Origin of the sequence: Salmonella sp. 32120201201600049SM (genome assembly GCF_017572835.1) — a bacterium.
GTDB classification, from domain to species: Bacteria; Pseudomonadota; Gammaproteobacteria; order Enterobacterales; family Enterobacteriaceae; genus Salmonella; species Salmonella enterica.
Window position 1 is genome coordinate 40503 of sequence record NZ_JAGESA010000003.1, and the last position, 14310, is coordinate 54812.

Sequence of the window (14310 nt, forward strand, 5' to 3'; positions counted from 1 at the left end):
AACCAGTGGCTCATTCACCTTCTTATGTCAGCCCCTTAGGGACGCGCTACATAAACTTCGAATGACGCACAACAAGGTGCCTGCCGTCCAACTTCTGATAACAGCGTAGCTTTATCAACCTCCGGGCGAAACGTCGAGTTAGGCACCGCCTTATTCCATAACAAAGCCGGGTTTAGCCCGGCTTTGTTGTATCTGGCGCTTCCCTCGGTTAGCATCTTTTTTATTCTTCTTTTATGTGAGCGACACGTTGAAGCGCTGGTCTGTTTTCCCCCGTTCTTTACGACAATTGGTCATGCTGGCCTTTTTGCTGATCCTGCTGCCGTTGCTGGTTCTGGCCTGGCAGGCGTGGCAAAGCCTTAACGCGTTAAGCGATCAGGCTGCGGTGACTAACCGCAGCACGCTTATTGACGCCCGGCGCAGCGAGGCGATGACCAACGTCGCGCTGGAGATGGAGCGAAGCTACCGACAGTATTGCGTGCTTGACGATCCGACGCTGGCAAAAGTGTATCAAAGCCAGCGTAAGCGCTATAGCGATATGCTGGACGCCCATGCCGGCGTCTTGCCGGATGATAAGTTGTATCAGGCGTTACGCCAGGATTTAAACGCGCTGGCGCAATTGCAGTGTAAAGATAGCGGCCCGGAAGCGGCAGCGGCCGCGCGCCTGGAGGCCTTTGCCAACGCGAATACGGAAATGGTGCAGGCGACGCGTACCGTGGTTTACTCGCGCGGGCAGCAGTTACAACAAGAAATCGCCGAGCGCGGACAATTTTTCGGCTGGCAGGCGCTGGTGCTATTTCTGGTGAGCCTGGCGATGGTGCTACTTTTTACCCGCATGATTATCGGGCCGGTGAAAGGAATTGAACGGATGATTAATCGCCTGGGCGAAGGCCGTTCTTTGGGGAATACCGTCACCTTTACCGGTCCGCGTGAATTACGATCGGTGGGGCAGCGCATTATCTGGCTGAGTGAGCGTCTGGCGTGGCTGGAATCCCAGCGCCATCAGTTTCTACGTCACCTGTCCCATGAGCTGAAAACCCCGCTGGCCAGTATGCGCGAGGGGACTGAGCTGCTGGCCGATCAGGTGGTTGGGCCGCTGACGCCGGAGCAAAAAGAGGTGGTCGATATTCTGGATGACAGCAGTCGTAATTTACAAAAATTGATTGAGCAATTGCTTGATTACAACCGGAAACTGGTAGACAGTGCCACAGAGCTGGAAGCGGTCGATATCGCGCCGCTTGTGGATATGGTGGTTTCCGCCCACAGTTTGCCTGCCCGCGCTAAAATGATGCATACCGATGTCGACCTGGAGGCCGAACGCTGCATAGCAGAGCCCATGTTGCTGATGAGCGTGCTGGATAATCTCTATTCCAACGCGGTGCACTATGGCGCTGAATCCGGTAACATTTGTATCCGTAGTCGCTCTCAGGGCTCCACGGTTTATATCGATGTGGTTAATAGCGGCGAACCGATTCCGCAAACCGAAAGAGAAATGATTTTTGAGCCTTTTTTCCAGGGAAGCCACCAGCGAAAAGGGGCGGTAAAAGGCAGTGGGTTAGGGCTGAGTATCGCCAGAGATTGTATTCGTCGAATGCAGGGAGAGATCCAACTGGTGGATGACAACGCGCAGGAAGTTTGTTTTCGCATCTCGCTGCCATTGCCTGCATCTGACAAACACTAATATGAATTTAAGCCTGGTGCGTATGTCACACGTTTTCGTCCAAACTATTAAACGATGCCTTTTGCGGTGGGGAATACCGGTGGGTATATCGTGTCTGGCGCTGACCGCATGTGTTCCCCATGCTTCACAGCAACTGCCCGGTAGCGCAGCGCAGGACACACTCCCCCATTATCAACTGGCGGATTATCTCCCGACGGCGTGCGCGGATATCTGGTCGCTACGCGGGCAGGCGGTGGAGACGAATCCGCTGTACTGGCTACGCACGATTGACTGCGCCGATCGTCTTATGCCGGTTCAGTCGCGCGCAGAGGCGCGCGCGTTGACGGATGATAACTGGCAAAATGCCTTCAGGCGCGGGATTTTACTGGCGGATGCAAAAATTACGCCGCCGGAGCGGCGCGCCATAGTGACCCGTCTGGAGGCGTTAAGCGCGCAAATACCGGCTCAGGTACGGCCCGTCTACCAAATCTGGCATGACGGTCAGGCGCTGCAATTAGCACTTTCTGCCGAACGTCAGCGTTATAGCAAACTCCAGCAAACGTCAGATAGTGAGCTGGATGCGCTGCGCCAGCAGCAACAGGCCTTGCAAACGCAGCTCGATCTTACCACCCGTAAGCTGGAGAGTTTAACCGATATTGAGCGCCAGCTTTCGACACGAAAACCGGCAGGGAATTACAACGCCGATACGCCGCATACGAATGACAAACCCGCGACGTCTGAAGATGGCGCGGCGCCGTCGCCGTCACAAGATGAGGTAACGCCATGATAAGCCGTAAACCGGCGCACCTGCTGCTGGTCGATGACGATCCCGGATTACTGAAATTGCTCGGTATGCGCCTGACCAGTGAAGGATACAGCGTCGTGACCGCAGAGAGCGGCCAGGAAGGACTGCGGGTACTGCATCGGGAAAAAGTGGATCTGGTAATAAGCGACCTGCGCATGGACGAAATGGATGGTATGCAACTGTTCACAGAAATTCAGAAAGTACAGCCGGGAATGCCGGTTATCATTCTGACGGCGCATGGTTCCATTCCGGATGCGGTGGCCGCTACCCAGAAAGGCGTATTCAGCTTTTTGACGAAGCCGATCGACAGAGACGCGTTATATAAAGCGATAGATGAAGCGCTGGAACAGTCCGCTCCCGCGACGGACGATAGCTGGCGCAACGCTATCGTTACCCGTAGCCCGCTGATGCTGCGACTGCTTGAACAGGCGCGCATGGTCGCGCAGTCGGATGTCAGCGTATTGATTAACGGACAAAGCGGCACCGGAAAAGAGATTTTCGCACAGGCGATTCATAATGCCAGCCCGCGCAGTAACAAGCCGTTTGTCGCCATCAACTGCGGCGCGTTGCCGGAACAGTTGCTGGAGTCCGAATTATTCGGCCATGCGCGCGGCGCCTTTACCGGCGCAGTAAGCAATCGTGAAGGGTTGTTCCAGGCGGCGGAAGGCGGCACGCTGTTTCTGGATGAAATTGGCGATATGCCCGCGCCGTTACAGGTGAAGCTGCTGCGGGTGTTACAGGAGCGCAAAGTCAGGCCGCTGGGCAGCAATCGCGATATTGATATCGACGTGCGAATTATTTCCGCGACGCACCGCGATCTGCCGAAGGCGATGGCGCGGGGCGAATTTCGTGAAGATTTGTACTACCGGCTGAATGTCGTGAGCCTGAAAATTCCGGCGCTGGCGGAGCGTACCGAGGATATTCCGCTGCTGGCTAATCATCTGCTCAGACAGTCGGCACAGCGGCATAAACCGTTTGTTCGCGCCTTTTCTACTGATGCAATGAAACGGCTGATGACGGCAAGCTGGCCGGGCAACGTGCGCCAACTGGTCAACGTCATTGAACAATGCGTGGCGTTAACTTCTTCGCCGGTGATCAGCGATGCGTTGGTCGAACAGGCGCTGGAAGGCGAAAACACCGCGCTGCCCACCTTTGCCGAAGCGCGAAACCAATTTGAACTGAACTATCTGCGCAAGTTACTGCAAATTACCAAAGGTAACGTGACGCACGCGGCAAGGATGGCGGGGCGCAACCGCACGGAATTCTATAAGCTACTCTCCCGTCACGAACTGGATGCGAATGATTTCAAAGAGTAGTTTTCATGCCGTAAAGTAGCGCGAAATATGTTACGTTTAACCGATCAAAACACAGGCGACCTTTTCAAGGAATAGCATGAAAAAGATTGATGCGATTATTAAACCCTTCAAGCTGGACGATGTCCGTGAAGCGCTGGCCGAGGTAGGTATTACCGGCATGACGGTCACCGAAGTCAAAGGCTTTGGCCGTCAAAAAGGCCACACCGAGCTGTATCGCGGCGCGGAATATATGGTGGATTTTCTGCCGAAGGTAAAAATTGAAATCGTTGTGCCTGACGACATCGTGGATACCTGTGTTGACACCATCATTCGTACCGCGCAGACGGGGAAAATCGGCGACGGTAAGATCTTTGTCTTTGATGTCGCCCGCGTTATTCGTATCCGTACTGGCGAAGAAGACGACGCGGCTATCTGATGTGCCGATTCGCTGCCCGTCCCCTCCTTGTGGGCAGCGAACCACCGTTTAATCGCCCTGCGGTAGCGCCGATGTAGTCCGGGTGCAAACCCATCTCAGGCCGACAATGGCGACGATCAGCGCCACGCAACTTAGCGTCCACTCGCCCATTTGCGAGAAAAAGTGTCCGTAGGCGGCTACCGCCGTATCACTAATTTGCGATTCCGTGGTTTGTTGCGCGACGACGCCAGCCAGCCAGTTAGCGACCGCGCCGGTCGCCAGCATATAAATACCGGTTAGTACGCCCGTGACGCCAGGCAGGTTGAGGCGGGTAATTTGCGCCATCGCGACCGGATCAATAAACAGCTCCGCAAAGCCCATCAGCGCCAGCCCTGCGATCATCATTCCCATTGATGCCTGCCCGTCTAACCGGGCCTGATGCGCGTTTAGCGCCAACAGCATAAAACCGCCGCCCATTAATACCAGCCCCACGGCAAATTTAAGCCAGACGCGCAGCACCGAGCGGGCGCTCTCTTTCGGGCTGCTCAGCCACGCCAGCACCACGCCCGCCGCCATCACCGCAATCGCATTGACCGACTGGAACAATGCGGTGGGAACGGTCATATTCAGCCAGTGGCGGTTGACAAAACGATCGATGAATAAACTGATCGAACTTCCGCCCTGCTGCGCCAGAACCCAGAAGAGAGTGCCGGTGATCATTAACAGAACGATTTGCCACAAGGCGCGACGGTGTTCGGGAAATTTAACCATAATACGGGCGATAAGTTGCGCCGCGAAGACGCAGACAATGGCCAGCACATAGCCAGACCAGTTATTTTCCAGCAGGAGGGTGAAGAATACCGGTGCGATACACAGCATTAATACCAGCCAACCCCAGGTTGGAAGGGCGAATTTAACCGCCCGCAGCGCGGGGCGATTAACACCGCGCGTCTGCTGAAAGTGGCGATGACCGCTTAAAAAGATGAGCAGGCCGATGAACATTCCCACGCCCGCCAGCGCAAAGCCGACATGCCAGCCATACCACTGCGCCGCCAGACCACAGGCGATCGGCGCGGCTATCGATCCAATATTCCCGGCGGCGTAGAGCAGCGAGAATCCCCCGTCGCGGCGGTTGTCATCAGGGGCGTAAAGTTCGCCCAGCAGACAGCTAATATTGGATTTAAACAAGCCGTAGCCGCAGATAATAATGGCCAGCGCCGCATATAAACTCAGCGTTGAATCAGATTCTAAGCCCAATACCACATGACCCAGCGTCATCAATAAGGCGCCGGTGATAACCGCCACGCGGTTGCCAAGCAGGCGGTCGGCAAGCCAGCCGCCAAGAATAGGGGTAACGTAAACTAAAGAGGCGTAGGCGCTGAAGAGGTTGATCGCGTGGCTGTCATTAAAACCAAGCTGGTGGGTAAGATAAAGGATGAGTAAGGCACGCATGCCGTAAAAGCTGAAGTATTCCCAAATTTGAATCGCCACGATGTAAAAAATCGCGCGCGGTTGTGAGGGTGTTTTCATAAAGTCTCCTTGCTGCGTGAAAAAAGGGAAGTGGCAAGCCACTTCCCTTTGGTACTTATTTCGTATTTTCTTTCAGCACCTTAACGGTGTAACGTCCGTCTGCCTGACGATAGGCGCCGTGGATATCGGTTTCGAAGCCCGGATAGTGGGCGCCGATTTCGCACAGCATTTGCAGGAATTCCAGTACCGGACGGCTTTCCTCGGTGATCATTTCACCAGGCATTACCAGCGGCACTCCCGGAGGGTAAGGAAGGATCATATTGGCGTTGACGCGTCCAACCATCTCTTCAAGATACACCTCTTCCGTTTCGCCATGCAGCTCTTTCTGGAACGCGGTATACGGCGTCATCACCATTTTCGGCAGCACTTCAAACGCACGGTACATTAAGTCCGGCAGATTATGGTGTTCGACCAGTTTATGAATATTCTGCGCCAGTTCCTGGATGCGCATATTTTCATAAAACTCAGGCGCTTCGCGGTACAGTGCCGGCAGGATGTTTTTGACGCGCAGGTTCAGGTCAAAGGCGCGTTTAAATTCAGTGAGCGCGCGCAGCAGGCTCAGAGCTTTGGTTTTGTCGATACCAATGCTGAACAGGAACAGCAGGTTGTATGGACCGGTTTTTTCTACGATGATGCCGCGTTCATCGAGATATTTGGCGACCAGACTTGCCGGAATACCGAACTCATCCATCGTACCGTCTTTCTTCATCCCCGGCGTCAGGATAGTGACTTTGATCGGGTCGAGGTACATGTGTTCGTTATCGATATTTTTGAAGCCATGCCATGCGCTATCTGAACGCAGCGGCCAGCACTCAGCCCCATCGATATGTTCCGGCTGCCATACGTCAAAGAACCAGCCGTCGGATTCGCTTTTCAGGCGTTTAATTTCTTTACGGAATTTAATCGCACGTTCAATAGAGCCGTTAATCAGGCGTTTACCCGCATTACCTTTCATCATCGCCGCTGCGGTTTCAGTAGACGCTACGATACCGTAGTGCGGAGAAGTGGTGGTATGCATCATGTAGGCTTCGTTAAAGGTTTCTTCGTTAATGTCGCCTTTAACATGAATCATGGATGCCTGTGAAAACGCCGCCAGCAGTTTATGCGTGGACTGGGTTTCATAAATGATTTTGCCTTCTACACGGTCGCCGCTCATACCGCATTTACCCTGATAAATAGGGGAGAAATTGGTATAAGGCACCCAGGCGGAGTCAAAATGAATGGACTTCACATCCAGAGTTTTCTTGATGTAGTCAGTGTTATACAACAGACCGTCATAGGTTGAGTTAGTAATAACAGCATGGACCGGCCAGGTCGCGTTAGGCGTCTCTTTTACCCGTTTAGCGATAGTGGCGTGCTGGAACTCGCTTTGCGGAATACCGCCAAGAATACCGTAGGCGTTACGGGTTGGGCGGAAATAAATCGGCGTAATGTCGCTCATCATCATCAGATGGGTCAGCGATTTATGGCAGTTACGGTCAATCAGTACCGTGCTGCCTGCCGGCGCGGAGTACATACCGACGATTTTGTTCGCCGTAGAGGTGCCGTTCGTCACCATGTAGCTACGTTCGGCGTTAAAGACGCGGGCGATATACTCTTCCGCTTCTTTATGCGGGCCGGAGTGGTCCAGCAGCGAACCCAGTTCAGAAACGGAAATCGAAATATCGGATTTCATCGTGTTCGGGCCGAAGAAATCATAAAAGATGCTGCCGACGGGGCTTTTCTGGAAAGCGGTCCCGCCCATGTGGCCAGGCGTACAGAAAGTATATTTCCCTTCGCGCACATATTTGAACAGTGCTTTTGTCAGCGGCGGCAGAATATTGTCGATGTATTCATCGGTATTCTGGCGAATTTTCGCCGCGATATCGGCTGCGGCGCCTAAAGCATATTCAAAGAAGCGAACCTGCATTCTCAGATCGTTGAGGCTGACGTCCAGCGTAGAGTAGCTGTTGGCGAAGGCGTACAGCGGCATATACTCGTTCAGCTTGCTAATCTCTTCGCAAAGCTCAAGGTTATATTTATCCCAGTCGAAAATGACGCCGCAAAGGCGGGAGTTATTTTCAATCAGCTTCAGCAGGTCTTCTCGGTCGTTTGGATAGACGATACGGAAATTTAAACCTTCCAGTGCACGATGCAGTTCACGAATAGGCTCTTCTTTAAAGTAGACGCCCATGTGGTTCATGATAGCAATAACGTTCATAGTCTTGTTCCTGGTAAAGTGGGCCCCTCCCGCTACGCTATAGCAGGTGACGAAAGGGGCTTTGAGAAAAAGGAGTTAGCGGTTAAAGCGCTTCAGCCGTATTGTTGTCGCTGTCGTTGTTCTGGCGCTGGTGCATTTTGCGACCGTAGAACATCAGGATGATCAGACTGACGATAAAGGTGCCGGAGAGTTCGAAGGAGCTGGCGCCCATCAGTGCGATGAAGCAAAATGCGCAGCCCAGTACAGAACAAATCAGGCTTACCGAGTTACGGATGTTGAACCCTTCGAAGCGAATCAGGTCAACACAGGAGTAGAAGTACGGCAGCATGGTAAGCAGTACGGCAATCCCGGTCAGTTCGCCGAACAGGTCGGACGCTTTACCGCCGCTGGAGTTCATGATGGTGATCAGAATCATCAGCGCCGTCATTTTCACCGCAGCCAACAGCAGACCTTTTTTCGGAATACCGTTTTTATCCATTTCACCGTAAATTTTCGGGAAGTTGCCGTCGTTGGCGGCGCGAACCCCAGCCTGGCCGACCAGCATCATCCAGGAGCCCAGAGACGTCAGGCAGGCGAAAGCGGTAAAGGCGGAAACCAGCGGCGCAGCCCAGCCACCCAGAATCGTGGAGGTACTGATAGCGAACGGCGCGCCGGAAGAGGCCATAACGGAAGCTGGGAACATCCCGGCGATAACCTGAGTCGCGGCGATATAGATGATGCCTGCCAGCGCGGTACCCAGCATGGTTGCCAGCGGTACGGTGCGTTTCGGGTTTTTCACCATGCCGGTGCTGACGGCGGCAGACTCAACGCCAACGAACGCCCACAGGCAGAGCAGAATACTTTTAACAATGGCGTGAGAGTCGGTCGTCGTGGACGTGTTCCAGTTCGCGTGATAGGTCGCGATATCGAACCAATGCCAGCCGGCGACTGCGGTCAAGACTACCGGGATCAGTACCAGGAATAGGCCAATCGTTGTCAAGCGGCTGACCCAGGCCCCACCCAGCATATTAATAAAGGTGAACAGCCAGACGATAGCAATACAGGCAATACCTGCCGGTATTGGATTATTTAATGCCGGGAAGAACGTAGAAAGATAAGAAACAGCGGTAATACCGATGGCTAAGTTACCAATCCAGTTTGCGTGATAATAAAGAACGCCGGTCTGGAAACCAAACGCCGGAGATATTTCCCCAGCATAAGCGATAGGGCCACCCTGTTGAGGGTTTTTGGTTGCCAGCCTCGCATAAACATAAGCCAGCGACATTGCCCCAATAATAGAAATTACCCAGCCCCAGATGGCAATGCCACCAATACTGGCAAGGTTGGCGGGTAATAATGCAATCCCGCTCCCCATCATATTACCGGCAACGACGCCAGTACAGGCAAATAGCCCGATCTTTTTGACAGAACTCATGTTCATTTCTCCTGAGCTGTATTTTTAAGAACCGGGCTTATGCTTCATATATGCTGCGTGCCCGTTCAACTGTCGACAAGATTAACGAATGGGTTGAGATAAGTCCTAAAGAAAAAATGAAATAAACACAAACATGAAAAAACTGATAGATTGATTTTTTTGAATTAACATATAAATATCATGGAAAATATCATGAAAGGATAAACATCGTTTAATTACAAAGAGTTATATTTACATATCTTTGCAATGAATATGTTGCCAAAATTAACATAAGCTATTTTTGGCAACATGTTTTTCACAAAATAAAAGCGAAAAATTTAATATCTTTTCGCTTTTATTTGTCATGGTTCAGCGTTAAATTTAATCTTCTGCCAGAAAACTATTCAGGTAAGGGACAATTTTCTGAACGGATGTCTGAAATACGCCGTTCTCGATCCAGTACAGCGTGTTTTCACCTGGACGTAAATTAAAGGCGGTCAGATAGGCATCAGCGGCCAGACGATTCTCACCTTTCATTTCGTAAACTTTCCCCAACAGGACATAGTTAAACCACGACATTTCAAGCTCGATGCTTTTATTGATTTCCTCATACGCTGCATCGATATCACCTTTGCCCAAAAGATCAACGGTCTTGATTTTATAATAAACAGACGTTTTCTCAACGCCCGGAATTTGATCTATTTTTTTAAACTCTTCGTTCAGTGCGGCCACTTGTTCTTTATCAAACGGCTGCTGTGATTGCCGTAATACATCTACCAGCACTTTATATTCATAGGCATAGTTGAAATCAGGCGTTTCCTTAATAATGCCATTCAGAATATCGCTGGCTTTACCTAGCGCCTGCGCATCGCCGCTCAGAATAAGCTGGCGCGCCTCATAAAAACGCATCAGTGCGGTATTTTGCGGCGTTCTGAACAGGGCCAGTTGTTCTCGCATACGATTAGGCCAGGGCTGTGTTAAAACGAAAGACAGGCTATTAAACAGATCATCCTGGATGGACAACTGGTTAGTATTGGTGACGAAATAACGCTTATCCAGCATGGTTGAACCATCGGCGTTATCAATGAGCACCACAGACATAAAGCACTGCTGCGCCCGATAGTGGCGCTGATTGACAAACTGAATGGTTAACGTCTTACCGGAGCTGCTTGGCTCATTAACCCGGTAATTGGTTTTATCGTGCACCATAAAGGTCGAGTAGGTGTTCAGCAGGTCGGTGATTAAGCCGCCCAGACCGATGGCGTAGGACTCCTGCGAGACCCAGTTATTACAGGAATTGCCGCCTTCAAAACGAACATCTATATCTCGTGGGTTAAGTAATAACCGCGTTTTTGTTACCGCGGCATTATGATCTACCACCGACATCACGATAAACACCACCAGCGTCGCCAGCGAGAGCAGGAACATTACCCACGTCCAGAAAGCGGCGATACGCGGCTTTTTCGCCTTTTTAGTCGGCGTTTGCAAAGAAGCGGGCGGCACAGGCGTAGCGGCAGTAGCCCCCTCTGTCGGTTCTGCATTCGTTGCTGCGATCGGCGGCGGAGGCGACGTTGATGAATTATCGATCTCATCGCTATTTTCTTCGCACCAGATAACCGGCGCCGTCAGCTTATAGCCGCGTTTAGGTACGGTAACGATGTATTCAGCATTGCTGTCTCCGCCATCTCTTAATGATTTGCGTAGTTCAGAAATGCTTTGGGTGACAACATGGTTGGTCACGATGGTGCGCATCCAGACATGATCAATAATGTTATCCCGGCTTAACACTTCATCCGGATGATGCGCAAAATACATCAGAAGATCGATCAGCCGTGGTTCAAGAGTAATCTGGCGTCCCTGACGACTGATCTGATTAACAGAAGGTGTAACCAGCCACTCTCCAATGCGTACAACAGGTTGCTGCATAAAAAGATGCCCTAACGAGCTAAGTCAAACGTTAATAATAACACGATTTGCACAGACTTTTTTTATTCCCCTTTTTTGTAAAAGAAAGGCATAAAAAGCAGCGCAATAAGCAGGGGAACGGGGAGGAAAACGGGCGTTCGCCTTAACGATAACGCCCGTTTTTTCAGAGGATTTCTTGCAATTACAGCACCTTATGCGGGCCGAAGCATTCGTAATGAATGTTTTCGTTATTCACGCCAAGGGAAACCAGTTGTTTTGCGGCAAACTGCATAAAGCCTACCGGGCCGCAAAGATAGAACTGCATTGCCGGATCGCTGATTGCGGCTTCCAGTTTGCTTAAATCCATCAGCCCTTCGCTGTCAAAGACGCGTTGGGCGCGATCGGCCTCGGTCGGTTCGCGGTACCAGGTATGGGCAGTGAAACGCGGCAGTGTACGGCCCAGCTCGCTCACTTCGTCGGCAAACGCATGGACGTCGCCGTTCTCCGCCGCGTGGAACCAGTTCACCTGCGCGGTATGCTGTTCTTTCGCCAGCGTATCGAGCATCGCTAACATCGGCGTCTGGCCGACGCCAGCGGAAATCAGCGAAACGGGGGTATCAGCGGCGACATTCATAAAGAAGTCACCTGCCGGCGCAGCCAGATGCACCACATCGCCTACGCTGGCGTGATGGTGTAACCAGTTTGATACCTGGCCGCCGTCTTCACGCTTCACGGCAATACGGTACCCTTTGCCATCGGGTTTACGGGTCAGTGAATATTGGCGGATCTCCTGATGCGCAAAACCTTCCGGCTTCAGCCAGACGCCCAGATACTGCCCGGGACGGTATTCCGCCACCGTACCGCCGTCGACCGGTTCAAACTCAAAGCTGGTGATCAGTGCGCTACGCGGGGTTTTCGCAACGATGCGGAAGGGGCGCGTGCCTTCCCAGCCGCCGTCTTTGCTGGCGTTCTCGTGATAAATCTCGGCTTCCCGATGAATAAAGACGTTAGCCAGTACGCCATAGGCTTTGCCCCACGCGTCCAGCACTTCCTGGCCCGGGTTGAACATTTCGTCCAGCGTCGCCAGCAGATGTGTCCCGACGATGTTGTACTGCTCCGGCTTAATCTGGAAGCTGGTGTGCTTCTGCGCGATTTTTTCTACCGCCGGCAGCAACGCCGGTAAATTTTCGATATTGCTGGCGTAGGCCGCGATAGCATTAAACAGGGCTTCACGCTGGGAGGCGTTACGCTGGTTGCTCATATTGAAGATTTCTTTGAGCTCCGGGTTATGCGTAAACATACGGTCGTAGAAGTGGGCGGTCAGTTTCGGTCCTGTTTCAACTAGTAGGGGAATGGTGGCCTTTACTGTAGCGATGGTTTGTGCGTCAAGCATACGTGCTTCCTTTATGTGAAAATCTAATGATGTATATCAAATGCATCTTATAAAAATACCCTTGCATTGTAAATGGATCTTCTCTGCTTTACGTTATGGAGGTAACAACGTGAAAAATCTGCATCACAAAGCTGAAAAGAAATCCGTTGAAATTCGTCAGGCTCTCGTTCAGGAAACCCTTATCTGACGCATAGGTAATCGTTTGCGTAAAAACCTTTGTCAAGACCTGTTATCGAAGAATGATTCGGTTATACTGTTGGCCGAAGTCCCACGGACTGCCTTTTCAGGCACAAATTTTATTGTTAGCTGAGTCAGGAGATGCGGATGTTAAAGCGTGAAATGAACATTGCCGATTATGATGCCGAGTTGTGGCAGGCTATGGAGCAGGAAAAAGTACGTCAGGAAGAGCACATCGAACTGATCGCCTCCGAAAACTACACCAGCCCGCGCGTGATGCAGGCGCAGGGGTCTCAGCTGACCAACAAATACGCTGAAGGTTATCCGGGCAAGCGCTACTACGGCGGTTGCGAATACGTTGATGTCGTAGAGCAGCTGGCTATCGACCGCGCGAAAGAACTGTTCGGCGCCGACTACGCTAACGTGCAGCCGCACTCCGGTTCTCAGGCTAACTTCGCTGTTTACACCGCGCTGCTGCAACCGGGCGATACCGTTCTGGGTATGAACCTGGCGCAGGGCGGCCACCTGACTCACGGCTCCCCGGTTAACTTCTCCGGTAAACTGTACAACATCGTACCTTACGGTATCGATGAGTCCGGTAAAATTGACTATGACGAGATGGCGAAGCTGGCCAAAGAGCACAAGCCGAAGATGATTATCGGTGGCTTCTCTGCCTACTCCGGCGTGGTTGACTGGGCAAAAATGCGTGAAATCGCTGACAGCATCGGCGCATACCTGTTTGTCGACATGGCGCACGTGGCGGGCCTGATTGCCGCAGGCGTTTACCCGAACCCGGTTCCGCACGCTCACGTTGTCACCACCACCACCCACAAAACCCTGGCGGGTCCGCGCGGCGGCCTGATCCTGGCGAAGGGCGGCGATGAAGAGCTGTATAAAAAACTGAACTCCGCCGTCTTCCCAAGTGCGCAGGGCGGCCCGCTGATGCACGTGATCGCGGGTAAAGCGGTAGCGCTGAAAGAAGCGATGGAGCCGGAGTTCAAAGTTTACCAGCAGCAGGTGGCGAAAAACGCCAAAGCGATGGTGGAAGTGTTCCTGAACCGCGGCTACAAAGTGGTGTCTGGCGGCACTGAGAACCACCTGTTCCTGCTGGACCTGGTGGATAAAAACCTGACCGGTAAAGAAGCTGACGCCGCGCTGGGCCGTGCTAACATCACCGTGAACAAAAACAGCGTGCCGAACGATCCTAAGAGCCCGTTCGTGACCTCCGGTATCCGCATCGGTTCTCCAGCGGTCACTCGTCGCGGCTTCAAAGAAGCGGAAGTGAAAGAGCTGGCTGGCTGGATGTGTGACGTGCTGGACAACATCAATGATGAAGCCACCATTGAACGCGTGAAAGCGAAAGTGCTGGATATCTGCGCCCGCTTCCCGGTTTACGCGTAAGCGCTTGTGTTGTGAGAATGGCCCGATGGCGCTGCGTCTGTCGGGCATTACTTATGCGCCATAACGTGACGCCGCCGGAAGTCATTATTCGGCGGCGTTGCCGTTTGAACTTCTCCCTCCGCTTGTTAATCTTATGTTA

Annotated in this window: 10 protein-coding genes; 5 read left to right on the forward strand and 5 right to left on the reverse strand. The window is 52.4% G+C overall.

What is annotated here, in order from left to right:
• The first annotated feature begins 247 nt into the window (after nucleotides 1-247).
• From qseE to glnB, 4 genes are all read left to right on the forward strand, one after another.
• Nucleotides 248-1678: a two component system sensor histidine kinase QseE/GlrK gene (qseE, locus tag J4650_RS08685; RefSeq protein ID WP_001670672.1), complete on the forward strand. Its 1431-nt coding sequence runs from the start codon at nucleotides 248-250 to the stop codon at nucleotides 1676-1678.
• Nucleotide 1679: 1 nt separating this feature from the next.
• Nucleotides 1680-2444 (forward strand): two-component system QseEF-associated lipoprotein QseG, encoded by a 765-nt coding sequence (qseG, locus tag J4650_RS08690; protein WP_001054239.1) that lies wholly within the window; start codon nucleotides 1680-1682, stop codon nucleotides 2442-2444.
• The gene (gene glrR, locus J4650_RS08695) at nucleotides 2444-3778 is read left to right on the forward strand and encodes a two-component system response regulator GlrR (RefSeq protein WP_024131115.1); all 1335 of its coding nucleotides are present in this window, start codon (nucleotides 2444-2446) and stop codon (nucleotides 3776-3778) included. Before qseG ends, glrR begins: the two co-directional genes overlap by 1 nt.
• Nucleotides 3779-3854: 76 nt before the next feature.
• Nucleotides 3855-4193 (forward strand): nitrogen regulatory protein P-II, encoded by a 339-nt coding sequence (glnB, locus tag J4650_RS08700; protein ID WP_000717694.1) that lies wholly within the window; start codon nucleotides 3855-3857, stop codon nucleotides 4191-4193.
• A 48-nt stretch (nucleotides 4194-4241) separates the two neighbouring features.
• Here glnB and dtpD read toward each other — a convergent pair whose 3' ends face one another.
• The 5 genes from dtpD to hmpA form a co-directional block, all read right to left on the reverse strand.
• Entirely contained in the window at nucleotides 4242-5702 is a 1461-nt protein-coding gene (gene dtpD, locus J4650_RS08705; RefSeq protein ID WP_000856793.1) for a dipeptide permease DtpD, read from the reverse strand.
• A 55-nt stretch (nucleotides 5703-5757) separates the two neighbouring features.
• Nucleotides 5758-7902: a lysine decarboxylase CadA gene (cadA, locus tag J4650_RS08710; RefSeq protein WP_001100652.1), complete on the reverse strand. Its 2145-nt coding sequence runs from the start codon at nucleotides 7900-7902 to the stop codon at nucleotides 5758-5760.
• Between the two features lie 82 nt (nucleotides 7903-7984).
• On the reverse strand, nucleotides 7985-9316 hold the full coding sequence (gene cadB / locus J4650_RS08715; RefSeq protein WP_000100008.1) for a cadaverine/lysine antiporter: 1332 nt from the start codon (nucleotides 9314-9316) through the stop codon (nucleotides 7985-7987).
• A 360-nt stretch (nucleotides 9317-9676) separates the two neighbouring features.
• On the reverse strand, nucleotides 9677-11221 hold the full coding sequence (gene cadC / locus J4650_RS08720; protein ID WP_001187144.1) for a lysine decarboxylation/transport transcriptional activator CadC: 1545 nt from the start codon (nucleotides 11219-11221) through the stop codon (nucleotides 9677-9679).
• A 181-nt stretch (nucleotides 11222-11402) separates the two neighbouring features.
• A complete protein-coding gene (hmpA, locus tag J4650_RS08725) occupies nucleotides 11403-12593 on the reverse strand; it encodes an NO-inducible flavohemoprotein (protein WP_000883091.1) in 1191 nt (396 codons plus the stop codon).
• Between the two features lie 324 nt (nucleotides 12594-12917).
• On the opposite strand from hmpA, the gene glyA reads away from it, so the two are divergent.
• The gene (glyA, locus tag J4650_RS08730) at nucleotides 12918-14171 is read left to right on the forward strand and encodes a serine hydroxymethyltransferase (protein ID WP_000919178.1); all 1254 of its coding nucleotides are present in this window, start codon (nucleotides 12918-12920) and stop codon (nucleotides 14169-14171) included.
• The last annotated feature ends 139 nt before the right edge of the window (nucleotides 14172-14310 follow it).